General features: G+C 45.6%; 18 protein-coding genes. 6 read left to right on the top strand and 12 right to left on the bottom strand.

Features of this window, described 5'->3' with window-relative positions; all coding sequences use genetic code 11:
• The first annotated feature begins 87 nt into the window (after positions 1–87).
• A complete protein-coding gene (gene xseA / locus ACFSKO_RS02075) occupies positions 88–1644 on the top strand; it encodes an exodeoxyribonuclease VII large subunit (RefSeq protein WP_380247897.1) in 1557 nt (518 codons plus the stop codon).
• Complete coding sequence (locus tag ACFSKO_RS02070) at positions 1641–2462, top strand: M23 family metallopeptidase (protein WP_380247895.1); 822 nt, start codon at positions 1641–1643, stop codon at positions 2460–2462. Before xseA ends, ACFSKO_RS02070 begins: the two co-directional genes overlap by 4 nt.
• Before the next feature lie 25 nt (positions 2463–2487).
• Here ACFSKO_RS02070 and ACFSKO_RS02065 read toward each other — a convergent pair whose 3' ends face one another.
• The 11 genes from ACFSKO_RS02065 to ACFSKO_RS02015 form a co-directional block, all read right to left on the bottom strand.
• Positions 2488–3396, bottom strand: a complete 909-nt coding sequence (locus ACFSKO_RS02065; RefSeq protein ID WP_380247892.1) for a lysophospholipid acyltransferase family protein — start codon at positions 3394–3396, stop codon at positions 2488–2490.
• Complete coding sequence (lpxK, locus tag ACFSKO_RS02060) at positions 3393–4418, bottom strand: tetraacyldisaccharide 4'-kinase (protein ID WP_380247890.1); 1026 nt, start codon at positions 4416–4418, stop codon at positions 3393–3395. The genes ACFSKO_RS02065 and lpxK overlap by 4 nt, the downstream gene beginning before the upstream one ends.
• Positions 4405–5133: a lysophospholipid acyltransferase family protein gene (locus tag ACFSKO_RS02055; RefSeq protein ID WP_380247888.1), complete on the bottom strand. Its 729-nt coding sequence runs from the start codon at positions 5131–5133 to the stop codon at positions 4405–4407. The genes lpxK and ACFSKO_RS02055 overlap by 14 nt, the downstream gene beginning before the upstream one ends.
• 2 nt (positions 5134–5135) lie before the next feature.
• A complete protein-coding gene (locus ACFSKO_RS02050; protein ID WP_380247886.1) occupies positions 5136–6962 on the bottom strand; it encodes an ABC transporter ATP-binding protein in 1827 nt (608 codons plus the stop codon).
• A gap of 52 nt (positions 6963–7014) precedes the next feature.
• Positions 7015–8361 (bottom strand): TldD/PmbA family protein, encoded by a 1347-nt coding sequence (locus tag ACFSKO_RS02045; protein WP_380247885.1) that lies wholly within the window; start codon positions 8359–8361, stop codon positions 7015–7017.
• A gap of 133 nt (positions 8362–8494) precedes the next feature.
• Positions 8495–9001 carry a hypothetical protein gene (locus tag ACFSKO_RS02040; protein ID WP_380247883.1) on the bottom strand — a complete coding sequence of 169 codons (507 nt, stop codon included), beginning with the start codon at positions 8999–9001 and terminating at the stop codon, positions 8495–8497.
• 119 nt (positions 9002–9120) lie between these two features.
• Positions 9121–10797, bottom strand: a complete 1677-nt coding sequence (leuA, locus tag ACFSKO_RS02035; RefSeq protein WP_380247881.1) for a 2-isopropylmalate synthase — start codon at positions 10795–10797, stop codon at positions 9121–9123.
• 468 nt (positions 10798–11265) lie between these two features.
• Positions 11266–11727, bottom strand: a complete 462-nt coding sequence (locus tag ACFSKO_RS02030) for a PAS domain-containing protein (RefSeq protein WP_380247879.1) — start codon at positions 11725–11727, stop codon at positions 11266–11268.
• Positions 11728–11744: 17 nt separating this feature from the next.
• Complete coding sequence (locus tag ACFSKO_RS02025; protein ID WP_380247877.1) at positions 11745–13256, bottom strand: UbiD family decarboxylase; 1512 nt, start codon at positions 13254–13256, stop codon at positions 11745–11747.
• Positions 13257–13265: 9 nt separating this feature from the next.
• Entirely contained in the window at positions 13266–13715 is a 450-nt protein-coding gene (locus tag ACFSKO_RS02020) for an NfeD family protein (RefSeq protein ID WP_380247875.1), read from the bottom strand.
• 5 nt (positions 13716–13720) lie between these two features.
• Entirely contained in the window at positions 13721–14701 is a 981-nt protein-coding gene (locus ACFSKO_RS02015) for an SPFH domain-containing protein (protein ID WP_380247872.1), read from the bottom strand.
• Positions 14702–14972: 271 nt separating this feature from the next.
• Between ACFSKO_RS02015 and ACFSKO_RS02010 the strand changes: the two genes are divergently transcribed.
• The 4 genes from ACFSKO_RS02010 (at position 14973) to speE (ending at position 17482) form a co-directional block, all read left to right on the top strand.
• Positions 14973–15185: a DUF4170 domain-containing protein gene (locus ACFSKO_RS02010; RefSeq protein WP_380247870.1), complete on the top strand. Its 213-nt coding sequence runs from the start codon at positions 14973–14975 to the stop codon at positions 15183–15185.
• Between the two features lie 13 nt (positions 15186–15198).
• Positions 15199–15957 carry a hypothetical protein gene (locus ACFSKO_RS02005; RefSeq protein WP_380247868.1) on the top strand — a complete coding sequence of 253 codons (759 nt, stop codon included), beginning with the start codon at positions 15199–15201 and terminating at the stop codon, positions 15955–15957.
• Positions 15958–16109: 152 nt separating this feature from the next.
• Positions 16110–16637 carry an adenosylmethionine decarboxylase gene (gene speD, locus ACFSKO_RS02000; RefSeq protein WP_417456983.1) on the top strand — a complete coding sequence of 176 codons (528 nt, stop codon included), beginning with the start codon at positions 16110–16112 and terminating at the stop codon, positions 16635–16637.
• Positions 16634–17482 (top strand): polyamine aminopropyltransferase, encoded by an 849-nt coding sequence (speE, locus tag ACFSKO_RS01995; RefSeq protein WP_380247866.1) that lies wholly within the window; start codon positions 16634–16636, stop codon positions 17480–17482. The genes speD and speE overlap by 4 nt, the downstream gene beginning before the upstream one ends.
• A gap of 69 nt (positions 17483–17551) precedes the next feature.
• Here the strand turns inward: speE and ACFSKO_RS01990 are convergent, their stop codons facing one another.
• Complete coding sequence (locus ACFSKO_RS01990; RefSeq protein ID WP_380247864.1) at positions 17552–19369, bottom strand: aminodeoxychorismate synthase component I; 1818 nt, start codon at positions 19367–19369, stop codon at positions 17552–17554.
• Positions 19370–19530 lie beyond the last annotated feature (161 nt).

Here is a 19530-nt window from a genome sequence, read left to right as displayed (position 1 = left end):
CTTAGCTGCATTTTTTTAAGTGTTGGCGTGAGATATTTTAGATTGCTCTGTCGACTTTCGATAAGGGGCTGTTTAGGATAGCTCGTAATGACTGATCTATTTTCATCTCCCCCTTCTTCACCATCTGGCGAACGTGGTAATAACGCGCCAGCAATGAGTGTTAGTGAAATCTCTACGTCGATCAAACGCGAGCTTGAAACTCGGTTTGATCGTGTCCGTGTCCGCGGCGAAATCTCTGGCCTTAAACGTGCGGCCTCTGGCCATATTTATATGTCCTTGAAAGATGACAATGCTGTCTTGAGCGTTATATGCTGGCGTGGACAAGCTGCGAAACTCTCTGTTGATCCACAAGACGGGCTAGAGGTAATCGTAACGGGTAGAATTACGAGTTATCCCGGACGCTCGAACTATCAAATTGTGATCGATAGTATGGAAGTCGCTGGTGAGGGGGCGTTGCTTAAGCTCCTGGAAGAGCGCAAACGCATGCTGTCCTCGGAAGGTCTTTTTGCCGACGACAGTAAACGTGCTATTCCTTTCTTGCCTGAAGTTATCGGGGTTGTAACTTCGCCAACCGGGGCTGTTATCCGGGATATTATGCACAGACTATCCGATCGTTTCCCAAGGCGAGTTTTGGTCTGGCCCGTTCTTGTCCAAGGCAAAGGGGCTGCTGAACAAATTGCAGCGGCAATTGAAGGTTTTAACGCTCTCGAAATTGGAGGAAAAATTCCTCGACCCGATACACTGATTATCGCACGTGGTGGCGGCAGTTTAGAAGATCTTTGGGCTTTCAATGAGGAAATCGTTGTCCGTGCGGCTGCAAACTCCAAGATACCTTTGATTTCAGCTGTCGGTCATGAAACAGATACAACACTGATCGACTTTGCTTCGGATAAAAGAGCACCGACGCCAACTGCTGCAGCTGAAATGGCGGTTCCGGTCCGGGCTGAGCTCATTGGCGAAGTTCAGGATATTGGGCGCAGAATTTATTCCGGTGCAAACAGGCTTTTGAGTGAAAGACGCATGCAGGTTGAGGCTCTTTCTCGTGGTCTTCCTGATCCAAGACGTTTAATCGAAGAAAAGATGCAACGGCTGGATGATCGTGTGGAGCGGATGCGAAATGCCATGAGAGGCTTTTTGCGCCATCAGGCTGCTGGTTTGTCTGAACTTTCCGCGCGCTTGCCTCACCCTAAACAGCAAATACTTCTCGCCAATCAGCAACTGGTTGCCCTTAAAGATAGACTCAATGCATCTGGATCGTACTTGTTGCCAAAACGACAACAGGAACTTGATCGTCTTGACGCAGGTCGACGTATGGTTGCTGCGAGTAAACTTCGGATTGAACGCGCAGGGAATGAACTACGTTCTCTTGAACGTGTTCTTGAGGGGGTCTCTTATAAAAATGTCCTTAAACGTGGTTTTTCAGTTGTGCGTGGGGCAGATGGTAATGTGCTTGGACCTTCTGACATTTCGGATGGTACCCATCTGAATATAGAGTTTGCGGATACTGCGTTTGTTGAAGCTGTTGCCAGTGAGCCGACAAAGTCGTCTCCTTCAAATCCATCTTCAGGTGGGGAGAAGAAATCTTCTGTGAAGAAAAAGAAAGCGCTCCAAAAAGCGGATCAAAACCAAGGAAGCTTATTGTGATTAAATCCCTTTTACTTACTTTTTTTCTGATGCCTTTTCTTGGTCAAAGCGTTTTTGCTGAGGACATTGTTAGTTTAAAGGGAGAATTTATCCAGGGTGGAATTATTTTAGGACAAGCGCCAAGCGGGTCTGAAATTTCTCTGGGTGGCAAGGCGGTGAAAGCTTCTAAAGAGGGCCATTTTGTTTTTGGATTTGGTCGCGATGCCGAAAGCCCCGTTATTTTGATTATTCGTACGCCGGAGGGCGCCGTTGAAAAACGGGAACTTGTTCTTAAAAAGCGCGATTATAAAATTCAAAAAATTGAAGGCGTTGCTCAAAAATATGTTTCCCCGCCTAAGGAAGTTTCTGATCGAATAAGTCAGGATGCTAAATTGGTTGCTGAGGCTCGAACTTCAGACTTTGATGAACCGATGTTTGCACTTGGGTTTGTTTGGCCTGCTCGGGGTCGCATATCTGGTGTCTATGGTAGTCAGCGTGTATTTAATGGCGTGCCTAAGCGTCCGCATTTTGGGGTTGATGTTGCGGCACCGGTTGGGACGCCGATAACAGCACCTGCGCAAGGTATTGTAACCTTGGCGCATCCTGATCTGTACTACTCAGGAGGGACAGTGATTCTTGACCATGGGCACGGTTTATCTTCAACCTTTTTACATATGAATTCTGTCACAGTGAAAGTTGGGGATTTGTTGGAACAGGGGGATCAACTGGGCACCTTGGGGGCAACTGGCCGTGTGACTGGGCCTCACCTTGATTGGCGGATGAATTGGTTTAAGGAACGGGTGGATCCGCAGACACTTGTGGGTGTTATGCCGCAATAAAGTAGATCCAAGTTTAACCTATAAGTTAAACAGAATTCTTTAATTTGGTATAGGCTGTTTTCGGCCACCGCCGATGTAGCCATAGCCAATCTCCGGGTTTTTCTCTGATCCAACCTTCAATAATTTTATTGAGCTCTGTCATGCCTTCTATTCCCGCTTTATCTCTACTGAGCGTATCAGGAAAATCCACGGCAGAATGACAGGTTAAATGAAAGGATGCAGGGCCAGTGCGTTTACACTGTATCGGAAAAACAACAGCGTTTTTCTTTGCACCTAAAAGGGCAGGGGCCGCAGGGGTCATGGCCGGGATACCAAAAAAAGGGGCTTCTATTCCGTCGTTCATTTTTTGATCAGCGAGAATCCCAACAGCAGAGCCAGCTCTAATTGCTTTCAAAGAAGCGCGTGCGCCCTCGACACCTTTTGAAGCCGAAGTGTTCCCTGTAGAGGTTCTAATTTTATCAATAGCTTCCGCCACCAAGGGGTTATTGGGTTGGCGCACAATGATGGTTTGCGGATAGCCTCGTAAAGCCGCGGTCATTGGAAGGACTTCCCAATTGCCAATGTGAGCACCGACAAAGATAAACGCTTTGTCTTTTACTTCAGGGGCTTCAAATTTCTCAATACCTTCGACAGTAATGTAACCCTTGTCGAGTTGAACGATTTCCTTGAGATGAGGATATTCAAATATAACCCGCCCGAGGTTGTCCCACATGTCCCGGATAATTTGTTTGCGTTCCTCAGGGGAGAGTTCAGGCATGGCAAGTCGAAGATTTAAATCAGCCTTGCGGGTTATACCTAAACGCGGACCAATCGTACGTCCCAATAAGCCCCCAAAATTTGAACAGGCTTTAACAGGAAACAACCCAACCAAACCGATCAAGAAGCGGAAGCCAAGAGCTTCAATTTTATGGCCAACAGTCGGGATCGTGATCATTTGGGTCCGGATATTTTGTTGAGTAAATTCTCTAAAGCTTTGGAGTTATCCCAAACTGCTTGGATGGGCAAGCAATGGATAGTATCTCTCAGGTCCTCTGGAATTTTAACGTAATCTTTTTCAGTGGTGTAAATCAGATCAACGCCTGAGTTTTCCGCGGCTTTTATAATATTCGCTAAATCTGATTGGGTGTACTGATGGTGGTCGGGGAAATCTTTTGTACCCACAAGGACAGCTCCTTGTTGTTGGAGGGTCGCATAGAATTTTTGAGGATAGCCAATTGCGGCAAAAGCGAAAATTGATTTGCCCTTTATATCATCTAAAGAACTTGTGGAGGGGGGAGCTGATTTTGCGGCTGTAAGAGGTTCTACATGGGCGCGTAGGACTGGAATATCATTGGGTTGGGCGAGGTAGGAAGCTACCTCTGGGTTGGGCTGTTCGTTTGCCGGGCCCATGAGAACCACTGCATCAGCGCGGTTGATACCTCTGCTGATTGTCTCCCTTAACGGTCCGGCGGGGATCACGCGTCCGTTTCCAAAACCAAGATTGTTATCAACAACAATAAAGGAGAGGTCTTTGAACAGCGTTGGGTTTTGAAAACCGTCGTCTAGCAAGAGAATATCGCCACCCTGTGCAATGGCTAATTGTGCTGCTTTTACCCTGTCGCGGCTTACCCATGTAGGAAGGGTGCTCGAGAGCATCAGAGGCTCATCACCGACATCTGTTGCTTTGTGCAAATTGGGTTGAACTCTTAAGGGGCCGTGTTCAATGCCGCCATACCCTCTTGTAATTATATGAGGGGTAAACCCCAATTTAGTAAGTGTTTGGGCAACTGAACGTGTGATGGGGGTTTTTCCGCTTCCCCCGGCACTGAGATTGCCAATGCAAATGACCGGGACGCTTACTTTGACGGGCTTTGTAACCGCCTGCCGAAGATAACTGCCTAAAACATAGAAAAGAGAGCACGGGAGAAAAAGTGTACTGATGAGGCCACGGCTTTTCCAGAAATCAGGTGCGCGCATTAGCCTGCTTCCCCGTGGGTTCCGGATGTATAGGGCTGTGGCCAAAAGTTAGATCTGCTTCGGCGGTCAATTCGTTAAGTTGTTGTTCCAGCTGCTGGCGATAAAGCTCCAACTTCTCTTTCGAGGCATCGCGCTCTACCAAGATGGGTGTGCCCCAAAGAATGGTGCCGCGCGAGAAGGGGAGCGGTAGAAAGAAGCGATCCCAGGAATTGAACAGCTTGCGATTGGAAACGCTGCCCGTTACGGGGAGGATGGGACGTCCGGTCATCTGAGCGGCTTTTATAGCGCCATTTTTTGCACGCATCCTTGGGCCTTTGGGGCCGTCGGGAGTGACGCCAATAGCGCCCCCCTTATCGAGCGTTCGTTTCAAGGTGACAAGAGCTGAGGCGCCCCCGCGACGACTTGACCCTTCAACCGTTTTAAAACCGAGATTTTCAATCGACTTTGCAATGACTCTGCCATCTCTATGCGCAGAAATCAGCATATGAAATCTGCTGCGGTCGCTATGCTTCCAGGCGTGAAACATCATAATCATACGGGCGTGCCAGAAACAGCCGATGATATTAGATTCGTGCTCTAGATAGTGACGGGTCTCTTCTGACATACTCTCTTGCCAACGTGTCGTTGAGCGAACCAGCGTAATGTAGCTGGATATGAGCCTTGCGGCGAAGTTTTGAAAGAGGGCAGAGCGGAGAACCCGTTTCGATAATTTCATCGTTAGTTTTGAACGGATGTTTCTAAGGTGTCTGGATCTTCTGTAATAACGTGTGCTTCTTCTGCAAACTGTAGGGCATAGAGTTTGGCGTAGGTGCCGCCTTTTTCCACAAGTTCAGTGTGAGATCCTTGTTCTATGATTCGGCCCTGGTCCATCACATAAATCACATCGGCGTCAATAACGGTGGAAAGACGGTGGGCAATTACCAATGTGGTTCGCCCTTGCATCAGTGTATTGAGCGCGGTTTGAACGTGACGCTCAGATTCCGTATCAAGGGCTGAAGTCGCCTCATCCAGCAAAAGGACTGGGGCATTTTTCACCATAGCGCGGGCAATGGCGACCCGCTGGCGCTGACCGCCCGATAAGCGGGACCCACGAGGGCCAACCAAAGTTTCATAACCTTCGGGAAAATCTTGAATAAACTCGTGGGCGTGGGCGTTTTTGGCAGCAGTTATGATTTCTTCTTCTGTGGCATCCGATTTACCATAGGCAATATTGGCTCGGATTGTATCGTCAAAGAGCTGGATTTCCTGACTTACCAAGGCAATGGCTTGTCGCAAACTCATCATTGTCACATCACGAATGTCTTGTCCGTCGAGTGTAATACAACCCTCGCTCACATCATAAAATCGTGGGATCAGATTGAGAATGGATGTTTTACCAGCACCTGATGCACCGACAAGAGCGATTGTCTGGTTAGCTTTGGCAACAAGGTTGATATTTTTAAGTGCTGAGGTTTCATCGTCGTATTTGAAATTCACATGTTCAAAACGAACCTCACCCTTTGTTACCTGAAGAGCCTTTGCTGTGGGAGAGTCTTGTATCGCGGGTTCACTGTCGAGTACTGAATAAACCCTGTGAGCGGCAGCAAGACCTGTCTGCATACTGGCATTCAACTTAGAGAGTTTCTTAATCGGCTCATAGGCTAATAGCAGTGCCGTGATGAAGGCAAAGAAAGATCCGGGATCCTTAGTTCCTTGAATTACTTCGTTACCGCCATAAACAATGACAATTGCAATGGCTATCCCGCCCAGAGTTTCCATGATCGGTGAAAGGATAGAACTCGTGCGTGCTGACTTGAGATTTAAACGTAAAACTTTGTAGACAGTATCCGAGACACGTTTGGTCTCGTGGTCTTCCATATTGTAGGCTTTTACGTGACGAATACCTTGGAACGATTCGTCCAGTCGTGTTGTTAGCAGACCGAGAGATTCTTGAGTGTTGGTTGAAACTTTACGGATACGTCGTCCTGTTTTTACAATGGGTAGGATTGCTGTGGGGAATGCAGCAAAAGCAATCGTTGCCAGAAACCAATCTTGATAAAACATCATCCCGATCAAACCAATGGCGGTCAGGCTGTCTTTGCCGATTGATGTTAAAGTGTTCGAGACCACACCTTTGAGCATGTTGGCATCATTGGTGAAACGGGAAACCAGATTACCTGAAGATTCTTCATGAAAGTAAGAAAGGTCCGTTTGCATCAATTTTTTAAAGAGCTGGGTTTGTATTGTAGCGATAATTTCCAACCCCACATGCTGCATCAACATTGATTGCGCATAGGTTGCCAATCCCTTTACCAGAAAGATGGCCACGACAGCCATCGCAATTGGCATCAGAAGATCTTCGTTTCGATTGAGAAATATGTCGTTGATTATGGGTTCCATCTGCTTTGCCAGCATAACTGTAGATCCGGCAACGATTGCCATAGCAAGTAGAGATAATCCGATTTTGAGCAACTGGCCAGAGACGTAATCACGAAACAGGCGTTTGACCAAAAATCGTGTAGAGGCCTCGCCCAAAGGCATTTTTTTGCTTTTTTTACTCGACATTTCGCTCATTCAAATTGCACATATTCATATTATAATTGTTGATGTTTTAAGTTTAGTTTCCTGCAACGGTCATACCATCAATACGGACTGTTGGTGCGTTACTGCCATAACGAAATGTTAGATCGCTCGCTGGTGTGAGGTTTAAGAACATACTTTTAAGGTTACCAGCGATGGTTGCCTCGGAGACTGGGTATGCTATTTGGCCATTCTCGATCCAATATCCTCCTGCTCCTCGACTGTAATCCCCGGTCAATCCATTGACGCTAGAACCCATCATTTCAGTAACGAAGAAACCTTGTTTGATATCTTTGATCAGTTCTTCAACACTCAATTCGCCAGGTGCCATGTAAAGGTTCGTTGTTGAGGGGCCTGGATTTCCTGAGGTTCCGCGTGATGCGTGGCCAGTGCTTTTCAGGTTAAGCTGCCGGGCGGAACTGAGGCTCAATAACCAGGTTTTAAGCGTCCCATTCTCGATAATGTTTTGTTTACGGTTTGCAAGACCTTCTGCATCAAACGGTTTAGATCTTAATCCCCGATGAATATGTGGGTCGTCAACAATGGTGATTCCATCAGCAAAAATTTTCTGACCTAAAGATTCTTTAAGAAAGCTTGTTCCGCGGGCAATTGCGGGGCCAGTAATTGCACCGACCATGTGACCCATGATGCTTGATGAAACTCTGGGGTCAAAAACAACAGATATATCGTTTGCAGTATCCGGTTTGCGTGGATTGAGACGTTTGATGGTCTTCATTCCAGCACTGAGGCCGATTTCGGCTGAAGAGATGAGATCGTTACCATAGACAGCACTGGAAAAGTCATAATCTCTTTCCATGCATTCTTTTTCGCCTGCAAGTACTGAAACAGATACTGAATGACCGGAAGATTTGTAACTACCTGAGAAACCATTTGAGGCTGCGAGTGCTATGGTTGCTTCACCCCAACTTGCCTCGGCGCCACCAGAATTAGTTACTCCTTTGACCGCAAGAGCAGCTTCTTCACAATCTTTAGCTCTTTGAATAAGTTCGTCTGCGCTGGGCTCTATTGGGTCATAAATATCTAGCTCAGGAAAAGATTTTGTAATTTCATCTTCGCCTGCAATCCCGGCATACGGATCTTCGGGAACGGCTTTGGCCATAGAAATAACGCGCTCAACCAACTCATTTATTGCCTTTGGCGAAGTGTCGCTGGAAGAGACAACAGCATTTCTCTTTCCGATGAACACTCTAAGGCCTAAGTCGTTGCTTTCTTCGCGTTCCAGCTTTTCCATTTTCCCCAAACGTTGGGCATGAGACACGGAAACTGATTGAAACATAACGGCATCGGCTGCATCTGCTCCAGCAGCTTTGGCTTTTGTAATCAGATCTTCAAGCAGATTTTGTGACTCAATGGATGACGTCATGAATGTTCCTTGCATAGAAAAGTTATGGCTACATATATAGGCTAGCAAGGCGATGGAATAAAGCTGCAGATAAAGGTTTTATCTCTTTTTCTAAACTAAGTAGAGTTTCTGAACGAAACCAACCTGTCGGATATCAAATTAAAGGATCATAAGACCATTGGAGTAAGGCCTGTCGCTGCTTGGGACGACAGAAAATATCACCGGGATGGCAGTTCGCTTTTATTTGTCCGGCATGTCGGGCAAATGCTTTCCAGCGTTTGATTTGATGGGTGTCTACGCCAGGCAGTCGTCGTCCAAGGTAATATCTGCAATACCATTGAAACCATCCTCTGGGATCCGGAGCGATGATCCACCCTTTTTGCTGCCATACGTCCAATGGTTGCCGGCTTTTGATGCCAAAGTAATTTATGGAAGGATCAGCTGTGTCGCTTAACTTTGCTTTCTCATACCATTCTGGTGGAAACTCGTCCTGACAATCATTGCAATATTTCCCTTCAAAGATACCAAGTTCCAACATTTTTGATGGTGAATAGTATGGACGGAATTCAGGAGCAAAATCTTGTCCTGCTTCTGCGGACAAGGTGTAATGATAATTTTCTTGAAAGCGATCCTTTACGTGGATTATTTGGTCGATAGGCATATTTAACCTCGAAGTGATTTCAATCTAGGTTTCTTTAATCTTGGAGTCGGAAATGAAATAAAGCAGCCCCTGGTTAAGGGAGCTGCTTTATAACTGATCGGTAGAATGTGAGCCAAATTTTATTGCTGCGAAAGAATCTGGTTCGTTGCAGAGACAATGGCCTTGATAGAAGCAACGGTTGTGTTTGGATCAATCCCCACACCCCAAACCGTTTCGCCGTTACTGGTTTTTAGTTCCAGATAAGCGACAGCTTTAGCATCTGATCCATGCGTCAGTGAGTGCTGGTGATAATCCTCAACGTTCAAACGAACACCGAGGTTTTGGGCTATCGCATCTGTAAAGCCTGCGATGGGGCCATTGCCCTTACCGACAATTTCTTTTGCTTCCCCAAAATGTTTGATTTGGGCGGTCAGGTGGCGAATTTCTGCAGCATGAGTATCAGGTACAGTCGTGTGTCTGATAAATTCTACTGGAGTAGTGGTACGAAGATAGGCTTTTTCAAAACTATCCCAGATAACTTCTGGCGTAATCTCTTTACCGGAATTTTCGGCGATACCCTGGATTTTTTTAGAGAAATTAACCTGAAGATCTCGTGGTAAATCCATATGGTAATCGTTTTGCATGATATAGGCGACACCACCTTTACCAGACTGGCTATTGATACGAATGATTGCTTCGTAACTACGGCCAATATCCTGAGGATCAATTGGCAAGTAGGGAACTTCCCAATGATTGGAGTTGTTGGTTTTTAAGGCTGCCATACCTTTTTTAATGGCATCTTGGTGAGAGCCAGAGAAGGCTGTGTAAACAAGTTCTCCAACCCATGGATGGCGTTGATGAACGGGCAGTTGATTACAGTATTCAGCAGTATCTTTAATTTTTGTGATGTCCGAAATATCGAGTTCAGGATCAACGCCTTGTGTCATCATGTTCACAGCAAGCGTGACCAAGTCAACGTTGCCAGTACGTTCCCCATTACCAAATAAGGTGCCTTCAACACGGTCGGCTCCGGCCAGTAATCCGAGTTCTGTGGCTGCAACTGCAGTTCCACGGTCATTGTGTGGGTGTAAACTAATGATAACGGAATCGCGTTTATTGATGTTGTTACAAAACCATTCAATCTGATCGGCGTGAACGTTAGGCGTCGACATTTCAACAGTTGCAGGAAGATTAAGGATTACCTTATTCTTCGGGCTGGCTTCCCAAACGTCCATTACAGCTTCACAGATATCAATAGCAAAAGGCATTTCCGTGCCTGTAAAACTCTCTGGAGAGTATTGGTGGGTAATCTTGGTTTCAGGGACTGTAGGGATCAATTCTTTGATCAGCTTGGCGCCTTCAACAGCAATATCGATAATACCCTGCTTGTCTTGACGGAAAACAACGCGTCGTTGTAATTCCGAAGTTGAATTATAAAGGTGAATAATTGCGTTCTTCGCGCCCCGAATACTGTCGAAAGTCCGGCGAATAAGGTGCTCGCGTGATTGGGTCAATACCTGAATTGTGACATCGTCAGGGATCATATCCTGTTCGATCAGCGTGCGGAGAAAATCATAATCTGTTTGTGATGCTGAGGGAAAACCGACCTCGATTTCTTTGAAACCCATGTCCAAAAGCATCCGGTACATTTTCATTTTTCGGGTGGTATCCATTGGCTCAATCAGAGCTTGGTTGCCATCACGTAGATCTACCGAACACCAGATTGGTGCTTTTGCGATCGTCTTTGCAGGCCAGGTCCGGTTGGCCAAGGTAACAGTTTCAAACGGTTGGTATCTTTCAAATGGCATTTTATTCATAACGTTGTTCTCTCTAACTCTCCGGGGTGCTCGCATTTCGGCTTATCTCCCGGCATTATTATATAATATTTTGTTCTATGAAGTTAGCGGCAAATATTACGATCACCGGGGGCCGCTTAATGGCTTCGATGATCGTCAATAAGTCGTAGAGTGCCTGTCAGAGAGCGAATGTTGTGTGAAAGCTCAATCTGTGAAACTTGATCGTTAATAATTTTTTCTAAAGCAGGAGGCGTCACGTAGGGTGTCAACGAACAACACTCTGTATTGATTTCAAATGAAGATAACATTTTGCGGTAGTCCAGTAAATTCCGAGTTGCAAATAGCACTAACCCCGGCTCTCTCAATCAGGAGGCCGGGTTGATAAGTCGCTCTAGGAGGCGAGTACTCAGAATTGTTCCGCTTTTTGTCATAAGTATAAGATGCTGCGCAATTCAGGTCGGGTCAAGTATAGATTGATGGATTTTAAAATCAGTTCAGTTTTTTTTTGTCTTTGAGGAAGTCCACACAGATAAAAAGCATATTGACCTTTTCCCCATCAACCGAAAGAGGAAGAACGATATCTTCAATGGTTTTGAATTCTTTATAAGGGCCGATATAAGGAGGGTTTGCGATAACAGGTGCTCGGTCTGTTACGGCCTTCTCGAGCATGGTCCAAAGCTTACTGGGTTTCTTTTGATGGGGTATTGTCGAGATCCAGGACCCGGTATGGTTATCGTTCAAATGGAGGGCGATTTCTGATCCGATCAGTCTATATTTAAAATCCAATGGTTCGAGTTGGACCTCATGAATAAGAATGTGGGGTAGAAGATGCTGAAGATCGGCAGGATCTAAATCTGCCCGTGCCGGCATCAGACGGTCACCCCTCATTTTGTTCCAGTATTGAAAAACTTCGAAATTTATAACAGACTTAATTTTAGTTGGATCGAACACAGGTTTTCTTTCGGTATTTATTTTTTCCAGATGGCTTTACCTGAACCAGGGAGACCAAGTTCTGACCACATCGAATCTACTTTGTCGATAACGTCTGAATCCATACGAATTTCTTCGCCCCACTCGCGTTTGGTCTCTGGTTCCCATTTGTCGGTAGCATCAAGGCCAATTTTGGAACCAAGGCCGTTTTCGGGAGAAGCAAAGTCCAGATAATCAATTGGGGTGCCTTCGATTACTGTGATGTCTCGTGCGGGGTCCATTTTTGTTGATATTGCCCACATCACGTCTTTCCAATCGCGAGCATTGATGTCGTCATCAACGACAATTACCCACTTCGTATACATGAATTGACGCAAATATGACCAAACACCAAGCATGACGCGTTTGGCGTGCCCGGGGTATGCTTTTTTCATAGAAACAACAGCAATACGGTAGCTGCACCCTTCGGGTGGAAGCCAAAAATCAGTTATTTCAGGGAACTGTTGTTGGATAAGAGGGATAAAAACTTCGTTCAAAGCCTCACCAAGAACGGAAGGCTCGTCAGGGGGGCGTCCTGTGAAAGTGGAGAGGTAAATCGGTTCTTTCCGCATCGTGATTGCTGTGATTGTGAACACTGGGAATGGTTCTACTGAATTGTAGTATCCTGTGTGATCACCATAGGGACCTTCGTCACCATATTCATCAAGGCTGACATAGCCTTCAAGCACAATTTCAGCATTTGCCGGAACCTTAAGAGGAACGGTTTTGCAATCGACGAGTTCTACTTTTTTACCGCGAAGAAGACCGGCAAACTGGTACTCGGAAAGTGTATCTGGAACAGGTGTCACGGCAGCAATAATAGTGCCTGGGTCTGACCCCAAAACGACTGCTGCAGGGAGCGGTTCGGGCTTTTGTTTCTTCCAACGGGCATAGTGCTGTGCGCCACCTCTGTGTTTGAGCCAGCGCATAAGGGTTTTATTTTTCCCTAGAACTTGCATGCGGTAGATGCCGAGATTGTATATATCGGTCTTTTCCTCACCAGGCCCTTTGGTGACAACCAGCGGCCAGGTTATTAAGGGAGCAGGCTCGCCCGGCCAACATGTTTGTATCGGAAGCTTTGTCAGGTCGATATCGTCTCCGGTGAGAACAATTTCCTGACAGGGAGCAGATGAAACATTCTTAGGTTTCATTGCCATCACGGTTTTTAAGAGGGGGAGGTTGCTCCAGGCTTCCTTTAGGCTCGCAGGTGGTTCTGGCTGTCTAAGAAAAGCCAGTGTCTCTCCGACTTCTCTTAGTTGTTCGGGCGTACGTTCCATGCCAAGAGCAACGCGCTCAACAGTACCAAATAAATTCACAAGAACTGGCATCCCATAGGGAGTACCGTCTTTGTTGACCACATTTTCAAATAAAACCGCGGGACCTTTTTCAGCCAGTAATCTGGTTTGAATTTCGGTCATTTCTAGCTCTGGTGAAACCGGGTGTTGTACTCTGACGAGATTTCCATGTTCCTCAAGGTGCGAAATAAAATCCCGCAAAGATGCGTAAGGCATTTTATATGTTCAGGCTTCTTCTGGTTCAATGATCAAGGTTGTACCTTCTACGCTGGTTATACTCACCTTGGCACCTTCAGGTAAATCCCCACCTTTGATTTTCCAAATCACTCCGTTAACGGTCTCTCTGCCGACCCCATTTTTCAAGTCACTGGTTAGAATGAAATTCTGCCCTATGAGGTCGTGTCCTCGTTTGTTTAAGTTCGGACTGTCGCTAACTGGGGGATGTTTTTTTGCATAGATACGCCAAGCAGCCACAGAAATAACTGATAGCACGGCAAAAATAATGATTTGTTTTTCCCAGAGTAAGTCGGGGAAGAGATAAACAAGCGCACCGACGATACCTGCGGAAATTCCCATCCACAAAGCAATTGCACCCGGCGCAAAAACCTCAACGGCAATTAGGAAGAGGGCAAAAACCCACCAGTACCAGAACTGAACATCTGTAAAGCTTTCCATTAAGCTTATGCCTCATCGTTTTTGTTATTTGAAGTCCATGGTGATTTTGCCGGCGTTGATGATGTATCATCATTGCCGATGACTGTTTTCGCGAGTTCGGCAATTCCTGCAATAGATCCAAGAATTCCTGTGGCTTCCATCGGCAAGATCATGGTTTTCTGGTTAGGGGAATCGGCAAACTTACCAAATGCTTCGACGTACTTCTGTGCAACAAAATAGTTAATTGCTTGAATGTCGCCTTCTGCAATAGCCTTGGACACTGACTCGGCTGCTTTGGCTTCTGCTTCTGCTTCACGTTCGCGGGCTTCAGCGTCCCTGAATGCTGATTCTTTACGACCTTCGGCCTCAAGGATAGCAGACTGTTTTAGGCCTTCAGCCCTCAAAATTTGAGCTTGGCGAACCCCTTCGGCCTCAAGAATGCTGGCACGTTTGTCACGTTCAGCTTTCATCTGGCGCCCCATAGATTCAACCAAATCCTTTGGAGGGGTAATGTCTTTAATTTCTACACGGGTAACTTTGACACCCCAAGGTGCTGTGGCTTCATCAACGACGTTAATAAGCTCTGCATTAATCTTATCACGTTTGGAAAGTAATTCGTCCAAATCCATTGATCCCATGACGGTACGAATATTTGTCATGGTGAGGTTTAATATTGCACGCTGGAGATCTCTAACTTCGTATGCCGCCATTGCCGCGTCCATTATCTGATAAAAGACAACTCCATCTACTTCGACTGACGCATTGTCCTTTGTAATGACTTCTTGAGATGGAACGTCCATGACCGTTTCCATCATGTTCAGTTCTGCGCCGACCCGATCTACGATGGGGACGATTAAATTTAAACCAGGTGTCAGTGTTTTTGTGTAACGACCGAAACGTTCGATGGTCATTTCAGTTCCTTGAGGAACTGACTTTACACCCATTAGGACAAGAATAACGGCTACAATAACAACGGCGATAGCAAAAATGGAAAAGGCGGAAAGCATATAAACCTCTAAAAAGAAAACATTTAAAATTTGCAACTATTAGGTTCGACTATACCTGACAGAATCAGAAATGAAATTTTAAAAAGGCAATCGTGAAAATACGAAATATCACAGGCGTAGATGAACTTCGAAATTGTAAGGTATAGGTGCTATGCAAATTTTTCCTTTAATTTCGCCATTTTTAACTATTACTCTTTTGTGAAGAGGCCTATAGTACCCAGAAGTACGTATGTACCGAGACAATTTCGGCTAGTTAAATAAGAGCATAGTAATGGCACAGTTTTTTGTAGTTGGCGGCGAATATGCAGATACTTCTTTCTGCGATGCTGTTGGGGGGGGCGAAGAGTGGATCGGCCCATTTAACGATTATGAATCTGCAAAAAAAGAGTGGTCACGTAAGGCGTGGCTTACGGTTGATGAGTGTACAACTCGCTTCCGTATTGAACGGATTGATACAGATACGCCTCCGCCTTGTACTGACTAGATAGCGTTTTCTGATGCCTTGGGAACTTCCTCGTGACCAAAGTGCTAGGCTTCGTATCGCCAAGGGGTATCCCTTTGAGGCTCCAAAATCTTCTTATCTATTTGTAGATGGGAAGGTGGAGCCTTTTTCTGATACTGAGAAGTACGGAGTATCTTTGAGCAAGCGTAAAGCCGTTATTGCTCATGGCTCTAATCGTGCGCCGGAACAACTCAAGCGAAAATTTTTTAGACACATCTCTGGCCAAGATCCGATTCCGGTCACTGCTATCTGGCTAAATGACCATGATGTTGTTTATTCAGCGCATGTTGCCCGCTATGGTTCGATTGCCGCAGAATTGATCTATAGTCCGGGTACAGAGGTACAGGTGTTTTTAACTTGGCTTACTGAGGCCCAGTTAGAGAGAATGCATGCAACGGAATTGCCCGGGGGGAGTTATTCTTATGGTCATATCAAAAGTACATGGGTTTCGGCTGATAGGCTTGATCTTCCAATAGACTCTATTGGCACAGCTGTTTATCGGAGTTCGACTGGGATACTGAATTACAACAACAACCCCGTCGCGATTTCTGCTCTGCCTGCTCGGAATCGTTTGTTGGCCGATTGGTCTCAAGAGCAGGCTCTGAGTTATGTGCACGGTACATCTGATTTAAAGAATCTTGATCAGGCGATTCTTCGCTCAATAGATTCTAATTCCTATCGAAATCAGCTTACAGATAAATTAAAAGAACAATCTTTAGATGTTTTTCATCCAACATATGCTATTGTAGAGTGAGAGTTCCAATGATTTGGAATTCTTTTTTGCTTGCAATTGAAAATCAGGTTCTTTAAGACCGCGCATTCTATGCCGCTTTACAGGGATCTGTAGCAGGAGAAGTACAGATCGCGATTGAGCCAAAGTCATCTACTGGTTGGAGAGGATGTAAAGTGTCCAATGCGCACGCCCTCTTCCAATTGGGGATGGACTTGAATCAAGATTCAAGCACCACCCAAACGGAAGAAAACAAATCCGAGTGTCGACAAGCTTTTGATGCTGTCGCGGTCGAGGCTTCTAATGTCGTCAAGTTTGATGAAGAACCGAAAGATTTCTTTATCGAACGTGATGGGGAGAAGTTTGCTGGTATGCACTTGATCATTGATCTATGTGGTGCATCTCGTCTTGACGATCTTGATTTTATTAAGAAGACCCTGATTGATTGTGTTGAAAAGTCTAAAGCGACGCTTTTGCATATTCATCTACATCACTTTACGCCAAACGGCGGCGTATCAGGTGTGGCGGTGCTTGCTGAGTCCCATATTTCAATCCACACATGGCCCGAAAAAGGCTATGCAGCACTTGATGTGTTTATGTGTGGGGATTCTGAACCTCATAACTCTATCGATGTCTTGAGTGAGGCTTTTAAACCTACAAAGGTTGTCGTAGATGAAATGCGTCGGGGGAAAGAACTGGAATGAGCGGATGGATAACGGAGGCTCTTCACGGAGACTTCCATACCAACTTTCGCGTCAATAAAGTCCTTTTCGATAATCAGACAGAACATCAAAACCTCGTAATTTATGAGAACGAAATTTATGGCCGAGTTATGGCTTTGGACGGCGTTACACAAATTACGGAACGTGATGAATTTATCTATCACGAGATGCTTGCGCACCTTCCAATTCTTGCTCATGGCAACGTTCGGAAGGTTTTGATTATTGGTGGTGGCGATGGTGGTATGCTTGAAGAAGTCCTCAAGCATAAAGACGTTGATAAAGTCACAATGGTTGAGCTTGACCGTACAGTGATCGAGCTCAGCAAAGAGCATCTTCCTATGATATGCGGAGATGCTTTTGATGATCCGCGGTTGGACCTTGTGATTAAAGACGGATGTCTTTTTATGAAAGAATGTTGTGAAAAGTACGACCTGATCATCGTGGATTCTACTGATCCTATCGGACCAGGTGAAGTTCTTTTTACAGATAATTTTTACACCGATTGTAAAAAATGTCTATCAGAGGACGGTATTCTGGTAACCCAAAATGGTGTGCCTTTTCACCAAGCCACTGAATTGAAGTCGACGATGTCGTTCTTTAAGCCAATCTTCGAAGAAACGACATGTTATATGGCGACGATCCCGACGTATGTCGGTGGACCTATGGCCTTTGGCTGGGGAACAGATAAAGCAGGTTTGAAAGATGTTTCTGTTGCAGAGCTTCAGGTCCGCTTCGCCGCATCGGAGATTGAAACTGATTATTATACCCCTGAAGTTCATAGAGCAGCTTTTGCCCTACCAAAATATGTTCAGGAACTGGTTGACTGATTCGTATCTAAATGTGGATTTTTTGGAAAAGGAGCCCAATGGCTCCTTCTTTTTATGGCAGTTTAAAGTTTAAGAAAGTTTTTGTGCAGGCATAAGGTCCCGCACCGAGTTACCAAAATAAATAGCATCCGCTGTGTTCAGGTCTTCCGAAGTCAAAATTTTCTCTGTCAGCCCTTTGTATCCTTCTTTTAAAAGGTGGGATCGGAGAGTTCCGTTTAAGACGCCACTGCTAATCGGTGGTGTGAAGAGTTGTCCATTGCGTTCTAAAAAGAAATTAGTTCTGGCCCCTTCTGTGATCTCTCCATGCTCATTGGTAAAGAGGACCTCATCACAGCCTGTCCACTTATTTTGCGTGGCCAACTCATCTTCATAAAACGCTCTGCGTGTAGTTTTGTGATAAAAGAAGATATCACTGCTATCGACGATTTTGTCAGAGAGGACGAAGCCGATGACTTTCGAGGAGGTGTGCAATTGAATTGCTGTGGTGGTGATTGTGGTGCTGCCGTCTTTATGCAGTAAAAGCCGTACTCTTTGGATGCCGCTCAGGCTGAGGTCGTTGAGCGCGGTTTCAATAGTAGTTCGTTCGAAGGGGTAACCAAAAAAACCGGCAGAATTTTCAAGTCGCTCAAGGTGTTCGCCGAGAAGGTAAAATCCCTGGCCTTCTTCCCATCTTAATGTTTCAATTAGATCAAATAGCGGTTTAGCATAGCCAGCCAAATTCCCGGATAAAAACTGACCTTTCAGCAGACATTCCTGATACTCGGATTCAGGACTGGAATCAAATACGATCCCACTGCCAATGCCCATCTCTCCTGCTCCATTCTTATTGAGCACAAGAGTCCGGATCGCGACATTGAACTGAGTATCGCCATTGGGAGCAATGTGGCCGATTGATCCAGTATAGACGCCACGGGGCTCTTGTTCCAACTCTGAGATGATCTCCATTGTCCGAACTTTTGGAGCGCCAGTAATAGAGCCACACGGGAAAAGGCGTTTTATAAGATCTGTTGGTGTGATCTCATTTAACAACTTGCCGACAATATTTGAGGTCATTTGGTGAAGAGAGCGGTAGGTCTCTACTGTGAAAAGCTCGGTAACTTTTATAGTTCCGATTTTACACACGCGCCCCATATCATTTCGGAGTAGGTCGACGATCATCAAGTTTTCTGCCCGGGATTTTTCATCCTGAGTGAGCCATATTTTGTTCTCATTGTCTTCTTGTTGAGTCTTTCCGCGCTGAACAGTTCCTTTCATGGGGCGTGTCCGGACATTTTCCCCTTCGGTAGATAAAAAGATCTCCGGTGAGAGGGAAAGGACGACCTGGTTACCAGTGTTTATATAGGCACCGTTCGCGACGCTTTGTCGTTGCCGTAATTCCTGGAAAAGGGCGATGGGGTCGCCCGAGATTTTAAAGTTATGTTTGAAAGTATAATTTACCTGATAGGTGTCACCGGCTGCGATATACGCTTTGACCTTGTCTATCGCTTTACAATAGCTTTTTTCATCCATTGAAGGAGACAGGTCTTTTAGTTGATATTCCCCGGATCTTTGTTTGGCTAGAAATTTGTGGGTCTCTGCTGGGTTTAAAGGAATTTTTTTTTCAAAAACACCAAACCATAACAAGGGAACTTGGCGATCTTCATCAGAAGGGAGCAGGGTTGTAAGTTTTTCTTCCAGAAGATATCCGAGCTCGTACGAAAGATAGCCTGCGAGGTGTTTGCCTTGTGCTTTTTGGCGGTCGATCTGTTCAAAAGCTGCGGCCAAAGCCGTGGGACTTTCACACGTTATGGTGCTTGAGGGATTGATAAACAGTACAGAACCGTTGCCAGAGAGCGTATCGTCGAGCAGGACAAAGGGTTCAGTTTGTTTTTGTAAGTACGCGTTCATCAGCCTGATGCTTGGTTTTTATTCTAAAAAGAGCTTTAACGCGCCCTGCGGTTGAGGTCCAGTTTTGTTTGGTTCTATCGTATCATAATTATCTTATATTTGGAGCGAAGGAGGACGGTTTGCGGCAGGTTCTCGTTTGAAACCGTAATGCCGTTGGGTAG

The organism is Kiloniella antarctica (genome assembly GCF_042682825.1).
Lineage (GTDB): Bacteria > Pseudomonadota > Alphaproteobacteria > Kiloniellales > Kiloniellaceae > Kiloniella > Kiloniella antarctica.
Note: the sequence above shows the minus strand (reverse complement) of the source record. Positions and strands in the feature narration are given on the sequence as shown.

Bases quoted from the DNA above. Each gene is read 5' to 3' on its own strand.
- xseA (WP_380247897.1), top strand. From the start codon at position 88: ATGACTGATCTATTTTCATCTCCCCCTTCTTCACCATCTGGCGAACGT.
- ACFSKO_RS02065 (WP_380247892.1), bottom strand. From the start codon at position 3,396: ATGATCACGATCCCGACTGTTGGCCATAAAATTGAAGCTCTTGGCTTC.
- lpxK (WP_380247890.1), bottom strand. From the start codon at position 4,418: ATGCGCGCACCTGATTTCTGGAAAAGCCGTGGCCTCATCAGTACACTT.
- ACFSKO_RS02055 (WP_380247888.1), bottom strand. From the start codon at position 5,133: ATGAAATTATCGAAACGGGTTCTCCGCTCTGCCCTCTTTCAAAACTTC.
- ACFSKO_RS02050 (WP_380247886.1), bottom strand. From the start codon at position 6,962: ATGTCGAGTAAAAAAAGCAAAAAAATGCCTTTGGGCGAGGCCTCTACA.
- ACFSKO_RS02045 (WP_380247885.1), bottom strand. From the start codon at position 8,361: ATGACGTCATCCATTGAGTCACAAAATCTGCTTGAAGATCTGATTACA.
- ACFSKO_RS02040 (WP_380247883.1), bottom strand. From the start codon at position 9,001: ATGCCTATCGACCAAATAATCCACGTAAAGGATCGCTTTCAAGAAAAT.
- leuA (WP_380247881.1), bottom strand. From the start codon at position 10,797: ATGAATAAAATGCCATTTGAAAGATACCAACCGTTTGAAACTGTTACC.
- ACFSKO_RS02025 (WP_380247877.1), bottom strand. From the start codon at position 13,256: ATGCCTTACGCATCTTTGCGGGATTTTATTTCGCACCTTGAGGAACAT.
- ACFSKO_RS02020 (WP_380247875.1), bottom strand. From the start codon at position 13,715: ATGGAAAGCTTTACAGATGTTCAGTTCTGGTACTGGTGGGTTTTTGCC.
- ACFSKO_RS02015 (WP_380247872.1), bottom strand. From the start codon at position 14,701: ATGCTTTCCGCCTTTTCCATTTTTGCTATCGCCGTTGTTATTGTAGCC.
- ACFSKO_RS02010 (WP_380247870.1), top strand. From the start codon at position 14,973: ATGGCACAGTTTTTTGTAGTTGGCGGCGAATATGCAGATACTTCTTTC.
- ACFSKO_RS02005 (WP_380247868.1), top strand. From the start codon at position 15,199: ATGCCTTGGGAACTTCCTCGTGACCAAAGTGCTAGGCTTCGTATCGCC.
- speE (WP_380247866.1), top strand. From the start codon at position 16,634: ATGAGCGGATGGATAACGGAGGCTCTTCACGGAGACTTCCATACCAAC.
- ACFSKO_RS01990 (WP_380247864.1), bottom strand. From the start codon at position 19,369: ATGAACGCGTACTTACAAAAACAAACTGAACCCTTTGTCCTGCTCGAC.